Below are 18,463 nucleotides of genomic sequence, written 5' to 3'. Positions count from 1 at the left end.
GTGGCCGGGCCCGAATGCCGGGCCCGGCCGTTCACGTCACCGGCGTCAGGTCACTGCCGGTGGTTGCGCGCGGCGAGCGCGCGGCGGATACCGAAGGCCAGCGTGGCCGCCTTGCCGACCGGCGTCGCCGACGCGCCCGTGATCGCGTCGGCGACCTTGGCGATGTTCGCCGCTGCCGACGACAGCGGCCCGGTGACCGCGTCGACCCGGACCAGCTGGACGTTGATGCCGTCCAACGTGGTCTGGACCTGCCCGACGGTGGTGTTCACCTCGCCGACGGTGTTGTTGACGTTGTCCAGCAGCGGGCCCGTCTTGGCGGTGACCTCACGGATCATGTCGGTGGTCGCGTCGACGGTGCGCCGCAGCCGCAGGATCGGCACCGCCAGCACCAGCACCAGCATCGCGAAGGCTCCCGAGGCGACCAGCGCCGCGATCTCCGTACCCGACATCGGCGGTTACTTCTTGGTCCCGGCCGAGCTGCGGCCGATCAACCAGCCCACCAGGAACACCGCCGCTCCGGTCGCCCACGGGGTGGGGTTGCGGCGGATGTTGTCCAGCAGGCTCCGTCCCGCGGCCTCCCACTCGTCGGCAGTGTGCGGCAGGCGGTCGTTGACCGCGGTGAGGGCCTCGGCGGCCGCGTCCTTTGCCGCCACGGCGGTGTGGGCGACGTTGGCCTTGAGCTCGCCCGCCCCCGCGGCCAGGGCGTGCCCGGTGTCGATCGCGGCCTGCTTGGCCTCGGCCGCCTTCTCTGCCACGACCGTGCCGGCCGTGTTCAGCGCGTCCTGCGCGCCGGCGATGGCGTCGTCCTTGCTTGGCATGTCATCTCCCCAAGTGGTGTGTGGTGTTGGCAGGCCGATACCCGCTCGCCCGCGGCATATGCCACAGCGATCAATCGGCCGCGGCCTTGGCCGACGCGTCGCGCGCCACCGGCTCGGTCCTGACCGGCGCGTCGTCCGCCACCGGCTCGGTCGTGGCCGGCGCGTCGTCCGCCACCGGCTCGGTCGTGGCCGGCGCATCGTCCGGGACCGGCTCGGAAGGCCGCCCGTGCGGCTGCGAGAAGCGGCCGAACAGCCGCCGACCCGGCCACTCGCTGGCCGAGCCGAGAACCGTGAGCAGTGCCGGGGCGAGGATCGACCGGACGATGAACGCGTCGATGAGGATGCCGACCGCCAGCGCGAACGCGAGTTCCCGGAACGGGCGCAGCGGCACCATGGCGAGCAGTCCGAAACTGACCGCGAGGGTGAACGCGGCGATGCGGATCGCGTGCGCCGACTGCGGCAGTGTGATCGCGAGCGCCTCGCGCAGCGGCCGTCCTCGGGCCTCCTTCCAGGCGGGGCCGATGCCGAAGATGTTGTAGTCCGAACCCAGCGCGACCAGCAGCACCGCGGCGGCGAACGGAACGTAGAAGGTCAGGCCGTCGGCGTGCAGCACGTCCTGGAACAGCCACGTGGTCAGGCCGAGCGTGGCCCCGATGGCCAGCACGCTGCAGGCGAGCAGACCGATGGGAGCCACCAGCGCGCGCAGGAACAGCACCAGGAACAGCAGGTTGGCCGCGAGCGCCGCGAGCGCGATCCGGCCCAGGTCCTGCTTGGTCTGCTCGACGATGAGCTGCGCGATGGCGGTGTCGCCGCCGATGCTCGTCCGCACGTCGGCCAGCCCGGCGGCCCGCACCAGACCGGGCAGGTCCTGCTGCAACCGGGTCAGGGTCTGCACGGCGCGGGCGCCCAGGGGCTCGTCGGCCAGGATCACGAGGAAACGCGCCGCGGTGCCGTCGGCCGTGCGGAACACGTGAAGATCCTGCGGGATCGCGTCGTCGGCGGGGCCGAGCACGGCGGCTACCCCGGGCTCCTTGCGCAGCGCGTCCTGCAGGCCGGCGAGCTCCTTGTCCCGGGAGCCCACCCCCTGCCCTTCCACGAGCACCTCGGTCGGCGACAGGATGCCCTCGGCGAAGCCCTGCTGCGCCTGCGCGGCGGCCTGGCGGGTCGGATGGTCGGCGGGCAGCGCCTCCACGAACGACACCCCGAGCGCCAGGTCGCGGACCGGAAGCGCGGCCGTGACCAGCCCGGCGACACACAGCAGCAGCACCGGCGCGGCGACCCAGGGGCGGGTCAGCAACCGCGACCAGCGTCCGCTGCCGACCTCGGGCTCCGGGGTGCTCGGCACGGCGGCCCGGCCGCGGCGCGGCGACCACAGGACCGCCCGGCCGAGGATGGCCAGCAGCGCGGGCACCAGGGTGACCGACACCAGCATGCCGATGAGCACGGCCAGCGCCATGCCCGGCCCGAACGCGCGGAACGCCGCCGAACCGGCCACCACCAGCGCTCCGGTGCCCGCCGCGGCGGTCGCCCCGGCGGTGGCGATGATCGGGGTGAACCTGGCGGTGGCGGTCTCGGCCGCCTCCAGCCGGTGCGCGCCCGCGGCGAGCTGGGTGCGCGCCGCGGCCAGGTAGAACACGACGTAGTCGGTGACCACGCCGAGCAGCAGCGCCACCAGCAGCGGCTGGGTCTCCTGCGGCACGGGCACGCCCAGCCGGTCGGCGAGCGCGCCGCCGACGTGCAGGGTCAGCACGATCGCAACCCCGGCCACACCCAGGGCCAGCAGCGGCGCGATCAGCGACCGGAACGCGATCGCGACGATGATGAACACCGCGGCGACGGTGACGGCCTCCAGCCAGGGCAGTGTCGACAGGACGAGGTCGCCCTGCTCCACCCGGGCCGGGACCGAGCCGGTGATCCCGACGACGGCGTCGTCGGCGTCGTAGTGCGCGGCGACGAACTTCTCGGCCGCGGCCAGCTGACCGGCGAAGCTGACGTCGGGCGCGGTGAACAGCATGGTGACGACGGTCGTGCCGTTCTCCTGCGAGCCCGGCATCAGCTGCAGCGTGTTGGTCACCGGCACTGCGCCGAGGATGGGCGCGGCGTCGGGGTATTCGCCCTGGGTCACGGCGCGGGCGCGGGCGACGGCCTCGGCCTGGACCGCCAGCGGCAGGCCGTCGGGGTTGCGCTGCACCACGGAGACCCGGCTCAGCAGCGGGAAGCCGAACTTCTCGAAGGAGCGGACCTCGCTGCGCACGGCCGCGTTGTCGGTGGCCACGAGCTGTCCCAGGTCGCTGCCGCCGTGGCCGATGGGCGGCAGGTACAGCACCGACGCCGCCACGGCGGCGATCCACAGCGCCACCACGACCCAGCGCAGCCACACCACCGCGATCGCGTAGTACTCCAGCAGCCGGCTCGGCCGCCAGCGGCTGCGCACCGGCATGTCCTCGCCCGACGGCGACGCTGCCCCGCTCACCGATGCACCCGCTCGGCGACGACCGGGTCCGACTGCCTCATCCGCATGGTGTTTCCTCCTGTGGCGGCACCTGTCGAGCCGCCACGCGCAGCCCGGTGGGGGCCGTTGCCGCGGGGCGGTTCGGCAGGGTGGGATTTCGTGAGTCGGGTACCCGGCCGACCGCGCGGCAAACGAGGACGACCCGAGCCGCGCGCAGCCGTGTCGGGGGCGTTAGCGGCGGCGCCGCCGGCGGTATGGCAGGGGCATGACCTCCGAAGATCCCCACCCGGCGAACGCCGTGCCCGCGCCACCGCCGGACGCCGGCCCGCGCAGTCCCACCCAGCTCAGCCCGCGCGCCTGGTGGCAGGTGCTGCGCCGGACCGCCAAGGAGTTCGACACCGACAGCCTGCAGGTGTGGGCCGCCGCCCTGACCTACTACGGGGTGCTGTCGCTGTTCCCGGGCATCCTGGTGCTGGCCGCGGCAGTAGGCCTGTTCGACGACCGGCTGGTCGACGACGTGCTCGACGACGTCACCCCGATCATGCCGACGGCGGTGCGCGAGGTCTTCACCGCCGCGCTGGACAACGTGCAGGCCAACGACAGCAAGGCGGGGGTGGCCGCGATCATCGGCCTGGCGGTGGCCATGTGGTCGGCGTCGGGCTACGTCGACGCGTTCATGCAGGCGTCCAACGCGATCTACGATGTGCCCGAGGGCCGGCCGCTGTGGAAGCGACTGCCGATCCGGCTCGCGGTGACCCTGGCGACGGGGGTGCTGCTGGTCGCGAGCGTGCTCATCGTCGTGGTGAGCGGGCGGCTGGCCGAGGCGCTCGGCCGGGTGCTCGGCCTGTCCGGGCCGGTGGTGACGGCCTGGCAGATCGGCAAGTGGCCGCTGCTGGTCGCGCTCATCGCGCTGCTGTTCGCGATCCTGTACTGGGCCTCGCCCAACGCGCGGCAGGGCGGCTTCCGGTGGATCAGCCCCGGCGGGCTGGTCGCCGTCGTGCTGTGGATCGCCGCGTCGGTGGGCTTCGGCTTCTACGTGACCCACTTCGGTTCGTACGCCGAGACCTACGGCAGCCTCGGCGGCATCATCGTGTTCCTGGTCTGGCTGTGGATCTCGAATCTGGCGATCCTGTTCGGAGCCGAACTCGACGCCGAACTCGAACGCCAGCGCGCCATCGCCGCGGGCCACCCCGCCGACAGCGAGCCCTACCTGCAGGTGCGGGACAGCTCGGCGATCGACCGCGACGGCAAGCAGCACCTCTGATCGGCGCACGCCCTCACGGCCGCGACCGGTCCGGTGAACACGCCCGGAACCCGGTCGCGGCTAGGGCTTCGGCTTCTTCGGCGGCTTCGGTTTGCCGCCGTGCGGCTCGGGTTCGGCAGCGGGACGGCGTGCTTCCGGGGTCGCCTGGACCGCGGCCGGTGACGGCGCACCACTGATCACGTCCACCTCGCCCTGGCAGGCCGTACCGTCCAGCACGAACTGGGCGGGCCGACCGGCCGACGCCCCCGCCGTGCCCGTGAGCGCGACGGCGGCCGGGCTGCCCGCGACGAGTTCGGTGCGGCCGGTGACGACCACCCGCGGGCCGTTCTGGCGGACCTCCCCCGCGCGCACACCGCCGACCCGCCAGCCGTCGGGGACCGTGAAGGTGAGCTGCCATCGCTGCGGGCGGCGGCCTGACGCGCCGACGGCGAGCGATGCGGTGTACTCGGTTCCGGCTGTGTGAATCTGCAGGCTGACGTGGCACGACTGCGGCGGCGGGGGTGTCTGGGTCGCGTCGGCGACGTCCGGACCCGCGTTCAGCACCAGCACGCCCACCAGGCCGGTGACGGCGAGCGCCCCGGCCGACAGTCCCGCGCGGCGGCGTCGGGGCATGGTGCGCACGGCAGCGGCCACCCGGCCGGCCACGCCGGTGGCCGGGTCAGGGTCCCGTCTGGTCAGCTCGGCGGGCAGCGCCAGCAGCCGGGTGCGCGTCTGCTCCTCGGCGTCCTGCGCCAGGCGGGGCGCGGGCACGCTCCACTGTTCCAGGCCGGCGACCAGCTCGGCGGCGGTGGGCCGGTCGTCAGGGTTCTTGGCGAGGCAGCTCAGGCACAGTTCTCTGATCGCCGGCGGCATGCCCGGCACGGGCGGCAGAACGTCCGGCGGGCTGAACACGTGCTGGCGCAGCCGCCGCGTCGGAGTGGTCGGATCCCATGGCAGATGCCCTGACAGGCACCGGTACATGACCATGCCGAGCGAGTAGACGTCGCTGGCCGGGGTCACCGCGCTGCGCCCGGTGACCCGTTCCGGTGCGATGTAGTCGACGGTCCCGACCAGTTCGTCCTCCTGGCCGTCGTCGAAGCCGGCCAGCACGCAGATGCCGAAGTCGAGCACCTTGACCCCGGCCGCGGTCAGCATGATATTGGCGGGGGTGACGTCGCGGTGGACGATGCCGCGCGCGTGGGCTGCGGCCAGGGCCGCGGCGACCTGCGCGGTGATCGAGAGGGTGGCCTGCCAGCCGAGGCCGGTGGCGGCCTCTCGCAGCGTCTGCCGCAGGGTGACGCCGTCCACCAGCTCCATGACAAGGTACGGCTGCTCGTGGCCGTCGAGCCGCTGCTGGCCGTAGTCGTAGACGCTGGTGATGCGTGGATGGCTCAGGCCGGCTACGGCGAGCGCCTCGGCCCGCAGCAGGCGCAGGTTGTCCGGCTGCGCGACCAGCCGCGGGGAGAGCATCTTGACGGCGACGGTACGGTGCAGGACCTGGTCATAGGCGCGCCAAACGACCGCCATACCGCCCGCGCCGACGGGCTCGACGAGACGGTAGCGCCGGCCGAGCACCACGGGTTGATCTGTCACCACACTGATCTACCCGGCCTCCGGCGGCGTTAACGTCGATCCGGCCGCCAGAGCCGGTCAGGCGAACCGGCCGTCGGCCGACTCGGCCCCGAGGCTGGCCGCCGCCTGGATCTGCCGGGCGTTCACCGAGGCTTCGCACGGGGCCGGCTCGCCGCAGTTGGCGCAGGACTGGTCGTCCACGGAGACGGGATGGTGGGTGCGCAGGAGTTCGGTGGCCGTGCTGACCACCACACTGTCGGCATCGAACAGATACACAAGGGGCCCCTCGGTCTCAAGCCGGTTGTATGACGGCTGTCGCCGAGGGATAACCGCCGAGCCCGCCGCCTAAACATGTCGACGTCGGACGCGGTGTGGTCGATGCCGGGTCGTGCACCACCGGGCGCGGGCACCCGACCCGGCGTGGATCAGGCGGTGGCCCGGCTCCACTGCTGGTTGTTGCCGGTGCCGCAGGTGTACTGCTGGATGTCGGCCCCGTCGCCGGTGCCGGAGCTCACCACGTCGAGGCACTTGCCGCTATGCCGGGCGACGATCCGGAAATAGCTGCCGGTGGCCTGCCACTGCCACTGCTGGTTCGTGCCGCCGCCACAGGTGTACTGGATGACGTTGGCCCCGTCGGCCGTCGATGCGCTCGCCACGTCCAGGCACTTGCCGCTGTACTGGTTGACGATGCGGAACCACCCGCTGCCGGCGTCGGCGAACTCCCACTTCTGGTTGCCGCCGCCGTTCCAGGTCCACTGCTTGACCTCGGCGTTGTTGGCCGTCGACTGGTTCACCACGTCGATCACCTTGCCGCTGTTGCGGTTGCTCACCCGGTAGTACGGCGGTGCGACGCCGGTGACGGTGCCCGCGGCCGCGTCGATGGTGACCTGCGGATACCAGCTCAGGCTCATCGTCGTGGCGCTCGGGAAGACGATCGGCAGCCAGACGTACTGGGAGTCGCCGACCGGCCCGCCCCACGCGCCCGCCCACCGGTCCCCCAGGTACAGGTAGCTGGTCGCGGCGGTGCCCTGAATCGTCAGCACGAACGTCGACTGGGAACGAAACGTCGTCGCGTCGCCGACGTTGGTCCAGCCGCTCCACGGGCCGGTGATGCTCGACGCGGTGGCGTACTTGGCCTGGTTCGGCGACCAGCCGGTCAGCCCCGAAGTGATCAGGAAGTAGGTGCTCCCCCGCTTGAACAGCGCGGGCGCCTCCCGGGCCGCGTCGTTCCAGAAGTTGCCGACCAGCGACCCGATGCCGAGGTAGTCGGCGGTCAGCCGGTAGATGTGCAGGTCGCGGTTCTCGTCGGCGGCCGAGAGCATGTACGCCGTGCCGTTGTCGTTGTAGATGGTGATGTCCCGGGACATGTGGCCGAGCGGCCGGAAACTGCCCCGGTAGGTGTAACTGCCGTCGACGGTGTCGCCGACCGCGACCGCGGCCCGCGCTTCGCCGTAGTCCGAGCCGTTCTCCTTGTGCATCCACATGACGTACTTGCCGGTGGCGGCGTTGTAGATCACCTTCGGGCGCTCGATGTTCGCGACGCCGAGTTCGGCCGCCGACGACTGGGTCAGCACGTTGTTGCGGAACTCCCAGGTGCGCAGGTCGGTGGAGCGGTAGGCGGCCACCGCCTTGAACGTGTTGTCGGCGTTGCGGCTCTCCCCGAACCAGTAGTAGTAATCGCCGACCTTGAGGACCCCGCCGCCGTGCGCGTGCACGACGTTGCCGCCGGTGTCGGTGAACTGGGTGCCGTTGGTGACGGTGACGGGTGCCGCCTGCGCGGGCGGGACCGCCACGCCCAGCGACGCCACGATCGCGGCCACCGTCAGGGCCGTGAGCCGTCCACTCCTTCTCATCTCGTGTCCTTTCCGTCGGAGAGCGGTGACACGTCGGTGACATCTTCGTAATCGGCAGCGTCCGGTTTCCCCACAGTTCGGTGGCAGTCGTTCACGGTCGTACACAAACGAACGTCGTCCGCGGCGCGAACTTCGTCGATGTTTTCGGGGAAAGATCTGTTACGGTCAGGACCGCTCGACAAGCTGAGAGATGCCGACGAAAGGCACCGGTCAGCGCCGCCTTGTCGCGCGCTCCGCCGGGGCGACCCGGGCCGACCCATCCGGCGCAGGAGGCGCCCATGACGACGCAGCGACTCTTCGGCGTCCAGCGGCAGGAACTGCTCCTCGACGAGTTGCGCAGGCACGGTGCCGTGCGGGTGCGCGACCTCGCCCGCGAGCTGGCCGTCAGCGAGCTCACCATCCGCCGCGACATCGACTCCCTGGCCAGGCGCAACCTGGTGACGAAGGTGCACGGCGGCGCGACCCTGCCCACCCCCATCAGCCGCGCGAACCGGCCCCGGCAGGCGCGCGACCGGTTCACCATCGGCATGGTCGTGCCGTCGCTCGACTTCTACTGGCCGCTCATCGTCAGCGGGGCACGTGCGGCGGCGGCCGCCCTCGGGGTGAACCTGCAACTGCGCGGGTCGAGCTACGAGCCCGACGAGGACCGCCGCCAGATCAGCCGGCTGGTCGAGGCCGGCCAGGTGCAGGGCCTGCTGCTCGCGCCGAGCCTGGACGGCGAGCGGGCGCACGAGATGGTCGACTGGATCGGCCGGCTGCCGGTGCCGACGATCCTGGTGGAGCGCCAGCCCGACCGGTGGACCTCGACGCCGCGGCAGATCGAGTGCGTGCGCAGCGATCACTCGCTGGGCATGGAGATGGCCGTGCACCACCTGCACCAGCACGGACACCGGCGGATCGCGCTGCTGCTGTCCAAGGGCAGCCCCACCTCGGCGTACCTGCTGCAGGGCTGGCGGGTCGCCTGTGCCGACCTCGGCATCTCCGACGCCATCGTGGTGCGCGAGTCGGTCGCGCTGACCACCCCCGGCCACCGGCAGATCATCCACAACGTGCTCGGCGAGTGCCGGCGTGCCCAGGTCACCGCGCTGATCGTGCACAGCGACCCCGACGCGATCTCGGTCGCCCAGTACTGCGCGGAGAAGGGCGTCAGCATCCCCGACGACCTCGCCATGGTCTCCTACGACGACGAGGTGGCCCACCTCGCCGAGCCCTCCCTGTCGGCGGTCCGCCCCGCGAAGACGCACGTCGGCCGCGTCGCGGTCGAACTGATGGTGTCCCGCCTGCTCGACGGCGAACGCCGCCCCTCCCAGCGCGTGCTCATCGCTCCGGAGCTGTTCGTGCGCCGCTCCTCCCTCACCCGCAGCCGCCCCCGCTGAAAAGCGAAGGAAGGGCACCTTCTCATCGCTATGCGATGAGAAGGTGCCCTTCCTTGCATCAGAGGGTGGGGACGACGGGGGTGATGGTGCCGTCGGTGTTGAAGCGCATCGGGTCGATGGTCACCTCACGGTTCGTGCCGTCGCCGGCGGGGATGGCGAACCGGTGGTAGGCGATGTACCAGGTGTCGCTGGTCGGGGCCTTGACGACGGAGTGGTGGCCGGGGCCCTTGATGCCGAGGCTGAGGTTCTTGGACAGGATCGTGCCGCGGTGGGTCCACGGCCCGAACGGCGAGGTCGCGGTGGCGTACTCGACGTGGTAGTTCTCCGAGCGGGTGTCGTCGACCGAGTACGACAGGTAGTAGACGCCGTTGCGCTTGAAGGTGAACGGGGCCTCCCGGAAGTTCGGCAGGCTGAACGTGCGCACCTGCGCCGCGTCGAAGGAGATCATGTCCGCGTTGAGGCGCACCCCGTAGGCGTAGCCGTTGCCCCAGTACAGGTAGGACTGGCCGTCGTCGTCGGTGAAGACGTGCGGGTCGATCATCTGGCCGCTGCGGAACCCGGCGGGCACCAGGGGCCGCCCGAGGGGATCGGTGAACGGGCCCGTGGGGCTGGTCGAGGTCGCCACACCGATGTTGGTGTCGGCGCAGAAGTAGAAGTAGTACCGGCCGTTGCGGTAGGCCATCGTCGGCGCCCAGGCCCGGCTGTCCGACCAGCTGATCTGGGGTCCGAGGTCCAGGATCGTGCCGTGGTCGGTCCAGGTGAGCAGGTCGGCGGAGGAGAACGCCTTGAACCTGGTCGAACTCCAGCCGCTGTAGCCGTCGGTGGTCGGATAGACGTAGTAGCGGCCGTTGAGGTAGGCGATGTTCGGGTCGCCGTACAGGCCCTTGATGACCGGGCTGCGCCGCCCGGCCACCCACGGTGCGGTGACCTGGAACGAGCTGTCCGCCGCGAACGTGCCGGGGTTGGTGGTCGACGGGTCGATCCACAGCTCGTTGTTGCGGTGGCGCAGGTACCGGCCCGGGAAGTTGGCCGACTCCAGGCGCACCGAACCGGTGGCCGAGCCGTCCCGCACGCAGAAGCTCGCGTCCGCCAGGAACGTGGTGCTGCCGCTGTTGGCCTCCAACCGGATGCGGTAGTCCCGGTGCCGCAGCCACATGCCGTTGGCCGCCTGGAACGACACGCAGCCCGCGCCGCCGGCCAGCGCCGGGGTGACGGTGAAGGTGGCGTCGCTCTTGGCCAGCGCGGAACTGCCCGACGTCACCGCGGCGACGCTGCCGAGGTAGTCGCTGTGCCGCACGTAGGAACCGGGGAGGTTGACCGACTGCAGCGACCGCGCGCCGGTCGGGATCTCGGCGGCCATCGCCGGTTCACCGGCCGCCACGGTCAGCGCGGACGCGGCCAGGCACACGGCCAGCGCCCGGGAGATCGCCCGGCGCCTGCCACGGGTCACGAACGTTGTCATGGGGCCTCGCTCTCGGAAAGACGGGGGCGCCCCGGGCACGGCGTCCCGGGGCGCCCACGGATCAGCTGGTGATGAGGCGGAAGGTCGCATCGGAGCGTTCGGTGGCGGTGCTGATCGGGTCGAGGCGGAGCAGGTAGTTGTAGTGGCGGAGGTAGCGGCTGGTGTTGTTGTAGGACTGGTACGACACCGCCGACGAGTCCGCCAGCCCGGCGACCTGCCGGAACGTGGCGTCCGCGGCGAACTGGGCCGAGCCGTCGCCGCGGACCAGGGCGAAGTCGTAGTTGCTGTGCCGCAGGTAGTGGCCCGGAAAGTTCACCGACTCGAACGACACGTAACCGGAGGCCGCGTTCGCCAGACCGGGCACGAGCCGCCACTGCGAGTCGGCGAGCGGGCTGACGTTCGGGTCGATGCGCGCGTCGAAGTTGGCGTGGCGCACGTACCGGTCGGTGAAGTTGAACGACTGCACCCGTCGCGCGGTGCCGCTGCCCCACTTGGCGCGCAGGCGGTCGTACTGCGCCTGGGTGATGCCGATGATGGAGCCGTGCCGCTTGTGGCTGGCTCCGAGCGAGTACTCGGAGGTCGCGCGGACCCGGTAGGTGCTGGTGGCGGCCAGGTTGGTCGAGGTAAGCGGGAGGTAGCCGCGGCCGCTGGCGTACTGGTCGACCCACAGGCCCCACTCGTTTCGCCCGTTGTACTGGTGGAGGATCGGGCCCTCGACCTGCGCGCCGGTCATGCCGAGGTGGGCGATGTCGCCGAGCCTGGTCCAGCCGCTGAGCAGCTGGTTGCTGCCCTCGATGGAGATCTGCCCGTCGCCGGACGCGCGGATGTAGCGGTATCCGCCGACACTGCCGGGGATCTCCAGGATCTGCGTGTCGATGATGCCCTGGCTGCCGGGCCGGTCGATGTACGGCTGGGCAGCGGTGAAGGTGCGGAAGTCGGTGGTCCGGGAGTACCAGATGCGGGCCTTGTCCACGCCATTGCGCGGCGAGATGGTCGCCCAGTAGACGAGGTAGTTCCCGGCGGCCGGGTCCCAGATCGCCTCCGGCGCCCAGGCGCAGCCCGCGCCGCTGATCCCGCCGGCGACGTCGACCAGCCGCGGCGCGGACCAGGTGACCAGGTCGGTGGACTCCCACACGACCAGCGACGTGCTGCCCGCGTGCTGGGCGGCGTCCCAGCCCTTGCCGCTGGCGATGCGCAGGTCGGTGGCCAGCAGGAAGAACCTGTCCCCGGCCGGGGAGCGCACGATGCTGGGGTCGCGTACGCCGAGTTCGCCGACGTTGGAGCGCAGCACCGGTTGGGAGTAGTTGAGGTCGGTCCAGCGCAGACCGTCGGTGCTGGTGGAGAAGTAGATCTGCTCACCGCTGGCGCTCTCGCCGGTGAAGTGGGCCATGAGGTACGCCGCGTAGGTCTCGGCGGCGGCCGCGGGCGACGGCAGCGTGGTGAGACCGAGGGAAAGCAGCAGGGTGGCGGTGAGTCCGCCGAGCCCGAGCCGCCGCAACCGGTGTGTCATTCGTTCCTCCTCGGAACGTCAGTGCGGGCCTGCTGAACGGGTCCGGACTTCAGCGCACGACGGCATGGCGGCACGCGCCACCGGCATCGCTGCAGTCGGGTGAATCGTCACCGGGACACGGCAGGGCACGACGCGGCAGGCGGCTGTTAACGTTCACACCCGCGCCTCGGGTAGCCCTGGTGTCCGCTGAGGATCCAGAGTCGAGCCTGGTCAACTGCAGGTGCGGGCGCGGTGTTTCCCGTACCACACGGGAAGGTTAAGGCCGTGTTAGGAGAATGTTAGCGATAACATTCATGGTGTCAAGACTGTCGATCGGCCCTGCCGAAACAATTTCAGGCCGCCGCCGTCAGCGCCGGCCGGGGTCCCGGCCCACCCGCAGGTCGCGCTCGAGCTCGTCGAGCAGCGTGCGCAGATCGTCCAGACGCCTGCCGACCGCGAGCCGGTCGACCTCGCCCGGTGCCGCGTCGCCGCCCGCCGGTGGCGTGAGCGGCTCGGCCTGCTCCAGGCGGCGGGCCTCCTCCATCGAGTTGATGATCACGCCGACCAGGATGTTGACCAGCAGGTTCGCGGTGATGAGCACGTAGCTGATGTAGAAGACGAGCGTCCACGGCGACAGCGCCATGCCCTGCTCGATGAGGTCCGGCAGGTTCTCCAGCGACAGCAGCACGAACAGGGTGAGCACGGCGCTGCCGATGGTGCCGTACTGCTCGGGCTGGTGCTCGGCGAAGACCAGCCAGCCGGCCATGCCGTAGACGTAGAGCACGACCACCGCCAGCGCCAGGAAGCCGCCCACACCCGGCAGGCTGCGCAGCAGCGCGGTGACGATGGTGCGCAGGCCCGGCATGAAGCGCATGAGCCGCACCACCCGCGCGATCCGGATGACCCGCAGGATCGCCGAGTCGCCGTGCAGGCCCGGGACGAACGCCGCGGCGACCACCGCGAGGTCGAAGACGTTCCAGCCGTTCCGGAAGAAGTCCAGCGGACGCCTGCCGTAGCTGAGCAGGCGGATCGCGATCTCGACCACGAACACCGCCCGGAACAGCCACTCCAGCACGGTCAACCAGCCGGCCGACCGCAGCTCGGGATAGGTCTCCAGGCCGAGGATGACGGCGTTGGCCGCGATGGCCGACACGATCGTGATCTCGAAGCCGCGGGAGGCGGCGACCCTGGCGCACCAGGCCGTGATCCCGGAGGCCGGTGCGGGTGCGGGCGCGACGTCGGCCTCAGCCGGCGCGGTGCGTACGAGAAGCTGGCTCATGCCCCGATCCGGGTCGTCGACCGGCGGGTGCACGTCCGGATCGGACGGTCCGCGCCGGTGGGCGGGAATGACATGGGCGCCACCTTACGGGCAGCCACCGCGACGGCCTCCGGGGCCCACACCGGCGACCGGCTCGGCCGGTGTGCTAGCCGGCCGCCGCCGCGCGATCCTCCACCGTGGACGCGCTGACCGCGATCTCGACCCGGGAACGCAGCCCTAGTTTGGCCAGGATGCTGGACACGTGCGACTGGACGGTGCGCGGCGACAGGAACATCTGCGCCGCGATGTCGGGGTTGGACCTGCCCTCCGCCACCGCGAGCGCGACCTTGTGCTCGGTGTCGCTCAGGGCGGCCCAGCCGTGCTTCGGGCGGCCGCGCGGGCCGCGTACACCCTGCCTGATGCCCGCCTGGCGGGCGCGGGAGCGGGCCCGGTCGATGTCGCGCGACGCCTCCAGCCCCGTGTAGAGCGCCACCGCGGCCGCCAGCTCGTCCCGGGCCGGCTGGAGGCAGCCGGCCGCGGCCAGCAGCACGGTCGCGTGCTCGCGGGCGTAGCCCTCGTGCATCGGCCAGCCGGCCTGCGCGAACCACGCCGCCGCGGCCAGCAGCTGTGCAGGCTCTTCGTGCAGCAGCCCGGCGCAGAACGCGGCGGTGCCCTCGACGCTGCCGATGGCCTGCCGGCTCAGCAGATCGGCCGTGGTGTCGGCGAGCACCCGCAGGCGGCCCGTGTCACCGGCCGCGTACGCCAGCCGGGCCAGGTCCGCGCACAGGCGGTAGCCGATGCAGCGAGGGCTGAAGGTCGGCGGCTGCGCCCAGATCGGGAACAGGATGTCGAGGGCCGCGCCGGGACCCGCCTCGTTCTCCTCCGCCAGGGCCTGGGCCCAGCGCAGCGGGGCCGTGAACGGCGCCTCCAGCACCCTGGCGGTCGCCAGTTCGTCCAGTTCCGGGTCGAGGGTGCGCGCCTGGCCGCGGTGCATGGCGACTAGTGCGGCCAGGCCCCGCAGCGCCGGGGCCTGATGCAGCGGGTCCGGGTTGTCCAGCGCGGCGCGGATCTCGGCCAGCGCGTCGTCCCAGCGTCCGCGCAGGAACAGCACGTTGGCGCGCAGCAGCTGCGCGCTGGTCAGGTAGACCCCGCCCGTGTCGCGGTTGCGGCGTATGGCGGCGTCGAGGACCAGGTCCAGTTCGGCCGGGCGGTCCAGCGCGAACAGGCACATGGCCCGGACCACGAGCGGGTCCACGACCATCGTGGCGTCGCCGTTGTCGAGCGCGGTCATCGCGTCGGTGTTGAGGTCCAGCGCCTCCAGCACCCGGCTCTGCGAGAACCGGAGCACCGCGAGGGTGTTGTGGCCGTACGCCTGCGCGACGGCATCACCGGTCGCCAGGCCGGTACGCAGCGCATCTCCTGCCAGTCGGTCGGCGGTGTCGAACTCGCCGATCAGCAGCCGGCACACGGCGGCGAAGCCGTACAGGCGGCCGGGGTGCGCCGGTGCCAGCCGGGCCGCGTCCTCACCGGCGGCCGCGGCCTGCTGCAGCCGCCCCTGCCGGAAGTAGCCGTTCATGCGCAGTTCGAGCAACTGCGTCCGGGTGGCCGGCGATTGGAAGGCGGCGAGCTGGTCGTGCAGGACCTGCTCGGCGTCATCGGTCTGGCCGGCCCACAGCAGCGCCCGGATCAGCGCGAGGTTCAGACTGGTCGCGGCCCGGTCGTCGGGGGCCGCGGCCGCGGCGGCGCGCAGCAGGGTCACGGCCAGGTCCGGGGCGCGTACGGTCAGCTGCGGGGCCGCCGTCATCAGCCACTGCCCGTGTTCGGTGTGGTCGAGCTGGGCGAGGTGCTCGGCGATCCGCTCGACGTCGGCGCCCCGGTCCATCAGCGCCTGGGCGGCTCGCTGGTGCAGCACGCCACGCACCGAGGACGGGGTCTGCCGGGCGAGCCCCTGCCGGATCAGATCGTGGCGGAACTGCAGCCCGGCCTCGGTTTCGACGAGCAGTCCCGCGCCGGCCGCCGCGGTGAACGCCTCGGCCAGCTCCAGTACCGGGGTCTCCAGTACCGCGGCCAGCATCGGCAGGTCCACGTTCGCGCCGAGCACGGCGGCGTGCTGCAGCACGGTCTGGGTCTGCGATGGCAGCGGGCCGAGCCGCGACATGATCATCGCCTGTAGCGATTCCGCGGCAGGCGTCTCGTGGTCGGTCTCCGCCCGCCCCTGGCTGATCCGCAGCGCGCCGTCCCGGGCCAGGCCTGCCACCAGCTCGGACAGGTACAGGGGATGGCCTTGCGCGGCAGCGACCAGATTCGCCAGCTGTGGCCCGGTCGGCGCGCCGACGGTCGCCTCGACCAGTTCGGCGACCGCGCGCGGGTCCAGCGGCGGCAGGTTCATGCGGTGCGCGCCCTTGGCCGTCATGCTGCGCACCAGCGCGCCCATCGCCTCGCCGCACGGCTCCGGGGCCGCGGCCAGCACGACCAGCAGCGGGTACTGCGCTATGCCGCGGCACAGCCGGTGCAGGACCACGATGCTCTGCGCATCGGCCCACTGCACGTCGTCGACGAGCACGGCCACCGGCCCGGCGGCACACCAGTCGTCGACCAGGTCGAGCATCGCCTCGGTGACGACGAAGTCGTGACCGGCCGCGCCGGGCTGCCGGTCCGCGCCCTCGCCCCGCAGCAGCGCCGCGACCCGGGCCTGGTTCGCCTGGCCGCCGGTGGTCAGCACGCCCAGGCAAGCCCCGGCGACCGCGAACGGCAGGTCCTGCTCCAGCTGCTCGCCCGTCGCGCGCAGCACCCGCATCCCCAACCGGTCGCAGTGTGCGGCGACCACGTCCAGCAGCGCCGACTTGCCGATGCCCGCCTCGCCCTCGACCAGAGTCGCCGAGCCGCGGCCTGCCGCGGCCTCCGCCGCCGCCGATTCCAGCGAGCGCACCTGCGGCTCACGGCCGAACAACGTCATCGGCACACCCCGATTCACCGCGCAGCCCCGTTGATCATCACGGGTCTGCCGTTTCGTGACGACAGCGCACGAAACGGCGGAGACCGGCGCCCAGGCCCGCGCAAGGTACGGGCGACGCTGGCGACCCGCCGGTAACCAGCGTACGGCGATCGGCCGGCCTGCGCCGGTGTGCCGGATCATGCGGTGGGCGGGCTGTGCACGCGGTCGCGGCCGGCCCGTTTGGCGGCGTAGAGCGCGACGTCGGCGCGGCGTACCAGTTCCTCGCTGGTCAGGCCGTGCTCGGGATAGGTGACCACGCCGAGGCTCGCGGTGACCTGTACCGCGTGGCCCTGGAACTCGATCGGCGTGTGCGACAGCGCCGCCCGCACCCGCTCGGCGGTGCACAGGGCCGCGTCGCGGCCGGTGTCGGGCAGCAGCACGGCGAACTCCTCCCCGCCGTGGCGGCCGGCCAGATCCGTCGCGCGCACCTGCGACTGGAGGATCTTGCCGACCTGGCGCAGCACCAGATCACCGGCGATGTGCCCGTACTCGTCGTTGACCGCCTTGAAATGGTCGAGGTCCAGCAGGATCAGCGAGAACGGCCCGCCACGGCGACGGGCATGCTCCAGCTCGCGGGCCATGCCGGCGCGCAGCGCGCGGCGGTTGGGCAGCCCGGTCAGCGGGTCGGTCGTGGCCAGGTCGACCAGCTCCGCCCGGCGCTGCGCGATGCGCCCGGCCATCGTGTTCAGCGCCTCGGCCAGTTCCCGCAGCTCACCGCGGGACTTCACCTCCGCCCGGGTGTCGTAGTCGCCCTCGGCGTACCTGGTGGCCGCCTGCGTGAGCCGGCGGACGTCGCGGACCATCCCGCGCGAGAACGCCCAGCCCAGCCCGAGCGCCACCGCCATGCCGGTCAGACCCGCCGCGACGGTCAGCCGGCGGCTGTGCGCGCTCGTGGCCAGCACCTGTTCGTAGAGCCTGGAGTAGTCGAGCACCAGCGCCCCGACGATGCCGTCGTCGGCGGTGCGGATCGGGACGACCATCAGCTTGGCCTCCGATCCGGCACCGTGCCGGGTGACGGCGCGGATCAGGCCGTCGCGCAGCGTGGCGGCGATCTGCCCGTCGGGGTCGGCGGCCAGCCCCGCCGCCCCGGCGGGCGTCGTGCCGGTGACGCTGCCGCGCCGCAGGTCGACGAGCGCCACTTCGCCGCCGGTCTGGCGTTTCAGGTCGTCGAGGTAGGGCCGCGCGGCGGCACTGTCCAGCCGCCCGCGGTCCTGGACGCCGCCGCCGATCTCGGCCGCGGTCACCCGCGCCAGGTCCTGCGCATCGACCTGGGCGTCCCGCGCGCCCGTGATGCGCTGCTCGCGTTCGGCGATCAGGCCGATCATCGGCAGCAGCGCGGCGACCAGCAGGAACGCCACCGCCAGCCGCGGGCCGACCCGGGTCGGCCAGGCGAGCGCGTGCCACCACCGCCGGAGTCGCGCGAACCCGTACCGTTCCCACCAGGTGTGCCGCCCGGTCACCGCCCCGGTGCCCGCTCCTTGACCTCCTGCATCAGCCATCCGTTGCCGTCCGGGTCGGTGAACGTGGCGAACGAGGCGTAACTGCGGCCGTCGGGAGCCCTGCCGTCCACCCGCTCCTGGAAGCCGTTGTCGTAGGTGTTGTGGAACACCGGGCTCACCTCGACTCCCCTGCCGAGCAGATCCTCACGCGCCCGGTCGAGGTCGTCGACGACGAGGTAGGTGCCCTGGACCGTGCCCGGTGCCGCCGGGGTGAGCCCCCGACCCAGGTGGACCGAGCACGCCGACCCGGGCGGCGTCAGCTGCACGATCCGGAACCTCGGCCCGGCCTCGTAGTCCGCGTCGAGCCGCCAGCCCAGGCCGCGGTAGAAGTTCAGGGCGCGGTCGACGTCGGCCACCGGGAGGACGACGACCTCGACCTTCATGTCCACTGCCGGCGGGGCGACGGCGTCGGCCGGCCGGTCTGGCTGCGCGCTGTTCATGCTGAC

Annotated in this window: 14 protein-coding genes; 2 read left to right on the top strand and 12 right to left on the bottom strand. The window is 72.1% G+C overall.

The window, feature by feature from the left end; translation table 11 throughout:
* Positions 1-50: 50 nt before the first annotated feature.
* The 3 genes from ACFQO7_RS02405 to ACFQO7_RS02395 form a co-directional block, all read right to left on the bottom strand.
* Positions 51-449, bottom strand: coding sequence for a DUF948 domain-containing protein (locus ACFQO7_RS02405; protein ID WP_376804797.1), 399 nt, complete (start codon positions 447-449; stop codon positions 51-53).
* A gap of 6 nt (positions 450-455) precedes the next feature.
* Complete coding sequence (locus ACFQO7_RS02400; protein ID WP_376804796.1) at positions 456-818, bottom strand: hypothetical protein; 363 nt, start codon at positions 816-818, stop codon at positions 456-458.
* 70 nt (positions 819-888) lie between these two features.
* Entirely contained in the window at positions 889-3,291 is a 2,403-nt protein-coding gene (locus tag ACFQO7_RS02395) for an MMPL family transporter (protein ID WP_376804795.1), read from the bottom strand.
* Positions 3,292-3,535: 244 nt separating this feature from the next.
* Here ACFQO7_RS02395 and ACFQO7_RS02390 point away from each other — a divergent pair, with 244 nt between their 5' ends.
* Positions 3,536-4,534, top strand: coding sequence for a YihY/virulence factor BrkB family protein (locus ACFQO7_RS02390; RefSeq protein ID WP_376804794.1), 999 nt, complete (start codon positions 3,536-3,538; stop codon positions 4,532-4,534).
* A gap of 60 nt (positions 4,535-4,594) precedes the next feature.
* Here ACFQO7_RS02390 and ACFQO7_RS02385 read toward each other — a convergent pair whose 3' ends face one another.
* From ACFQO7_RS02385 to ACFQO7_RS02375, 3 genes are all read right to left on the bottom strand, one after another.
* Complete coding sequence (locus ACFQO7_RS02385) at positions 4,595-6,106, bottom strand: protein kinase domain-containing protein (protein ID WP_376804793.1); 1,512 nt, start codon at positions 6,104-6,106, stop codon at positions 4,595-4,597.
* 57 nt (positions 6,107-6,163) lie between these two features.
* Positions 6,164-6,361: a hypothetical protein gene (locus ACFQO7_RS02380; RefSeq protein ID WP_376804792.1), complete on the bottom strand. Its 198-nt coding sequence runs from the start codon at positions 6,359-6,361 to the stop codon at positions 6,164-6,166.
* Between the two features lie 149 nt (positions 6,362-6,510).
* The gene (locus ACFQO7_RS02375; protein ID WP_376804791.1) at positions 6,511-7,938 is read right to left on the bottom strand and encodes an RICIN domain-containing protein; all 1,428 of its coding nucleotides are present in this window, start codon (positions 7,936-7,938) and stop codon (positions 6,511-6,513) included.
* Between the two features lie 278 nt (positions 7,939-8,216).
* Here ACFQO7_RS02375 and ACFQO7_RS02370 point away from each other — a divergent pair, with 278 nt between their 5' ends.
* Complete coding sequence (locus ACFQO7_RS02370) at positions 8,217-9,314, top strand: substrate-binding domain-containing protein (RefSeq protein WP_376804790.1); 1,098 nt, start codon at positions 8,217-8,219, stop codon at positions 9,312-9,314.
* A gap of 58 nt (positions 9,315-9,372) precedes the next feature.
* On the opposite strand, the gene ACFQO7_RS02365 is transcribed toward ACFQO7_RS02370, so the two are convergent.
* The 6 genes from ACFQO7_RS02365 to ACFQO7_RS02340 form a co-directional block, all read right to left on the bottom strand.
* Positions 9,373-10,776, bottom strand: coding sequence for a family 43 glycosylhydrolase (locus ACFQO7_RS02365; protein ID WP_376804789.1), 1,404 nt, complete (start codon positions 10,774-10,776; stop codon positions 9,373-9,375).
* Positions 10,777-10,837: 61 nt separating this feature from the next.
* The gene (locus ACFQO7_RS02360) at positions 10,838-12,286 is read right to left on the bottom strand and encodes a glycoside hydrolase family 43 protein (protein WP_376804788.1); all 1,449 of its coding nucleotides are present in this window, start codon (positions 12,284-12,286) and stop codon (positions 10,838-10,840) included.
* Positions 12,287-12,632: 346 nt separating this feature from the next.
* A complete protein-coding gene (locus ACFQO7_RS02355) occupies positions 12,633-13,544 on the bottom strand; it encodes an ion transporter (RefSeq protein ID WP_376804787.1) in 912 nt (303 codons plus the stop codon).
* Positions 13,545-13,689: 145 nt separating this feature from the next.
* Positions 13,690-16,479 carry a helix-turn-helix transcriptional regulator gene (locus ACFQO7_RS02350; RefSeq protein ID WP_376804786.1) on the bottom strand — a complete coding sequence of 930 codons (2,790 nt, stop codon included), beginning with the start codon at positions 16,477-16,479 and terminating at the stop codon, positions 13,690-13,692.
* A gap of 176 nt (positions 16,480-16,655) precedes the next feature.
* Positions 16,656-17,978 (bottom strand): diguanylate cyclase, encoded by a 1,323-nt coding sequence (locus ACFQO7_RS02345; RefSeq protein WP_376804785.1) that lies wholly within the window; start codon positions 17,976-17,978, stop codon positions 16,656-16,658.
* Entirely contained in the window at positions 17,975-18,457 is a 483-nt protein-coding gene (locus tag ACFQO7_RS02340) for a VOC family protein (protein ID WP_376804784.1), read from the bottom strand. Before ACFQO7_RS02340 ends, ACFQO7_RS02345 begins: the two co-directional genes overlap by 4 nt.
* Between the last annotated feature and the right edge of the window lie 6 nt (positions 18,458-18,463).

It is taken from the genome of Catellatospora aurea, assembly GCF_042663325.1.
GTDB lineage: Bacteria > Actinomycetota > Actinomycetes > Mycobacteriales > Micromonosporaceae > Catellatospora > Catellatospora aurea.
This window is presented reverse-complemented; position numbering and strand designations above follow the sequence as displayed.

What these genes read in the sequence shown, in the direction of transcription:
- ACFQO7_RS02400 (WP_376804796.1), bottom strand. Translation starts at nt 818, where the DNA reads ATGCCAAGCAAGGACGACGCCATCGCCGGCGCGCAGGACGCGCTGAAC.
- ACFQO7_RS02350 (WP_376804786.1), bottom strand. Translation starts at nt 16,479, where the DNA reads ATGACGTTGTTCGGCCGTGAGCCGCAGGTGCGCTCGCTGGAATCGGCG.
- ACFQO7_RS02340 (WP_376804784.1), bottom strand. Translation starts at nt 18,457, where the DNA reads ATGAACAGCGCGCAGCCAGACCGGCCGGCCGACGCCGTCGCCCCGCCG.
- ACFQO7_RS02375 (WP_376804791.1), bottom strand. Translation starts at nt 7,938, where the DNA reads ATGAGAAGGAGTGGACGGCTCACGGCCCTGACGGTGGCCGCGATCGTG.
- ACFQO7_RS02390 (WP_376804794.1), top strand. Translation starts at nt 3,536, where the DNA reads ATGACCTCCGAAGATCCCCACCCGGCGAACGCCGTGCCCGCGCCACCG.
- ACFQO7_RS02355 (WP_376804787.1), bottom strand. Translation starts at nt 13,544, where the DNA reads ATGAGCCAGCTTCTCGTACGCACCGCGCCGGCTGAGGCCGACGTCGCG.
- ACFQO7_RS02360 (WP_376804788.1), bottom strand. Translation starts at nt 12,286, where the DNA reads ATGACACACCGGTTGCGGCGGCTCGGGCTCGGCGGACTCACCGCCACC.
- ACFQO7_RS02370 (WP_376804790.1), top strand. Translation starts at nt 8,217, where the DNA reads ATGACGACGCAGCGACTCTTCGGCGTCCAGCGGCAGGAACTGCTCCTC.
- ACFQO7_RS02365 (WP_376804789.1), bottom strand. Translation starts at nt 10,776, where the DNA reads ATGACAACGTTCGTGACCCGTGGCAGGCGCCGGGCGATCTCCCGGGCG.
- ACFQO7_RS02405 (WP_376804797.1), bottom strand. Translation starts at nt 449, where the DNA reads ATGTCGGGTACGGAGATCGCGGCGCTGGTCGCCTCGGGAGCCTTCGCG.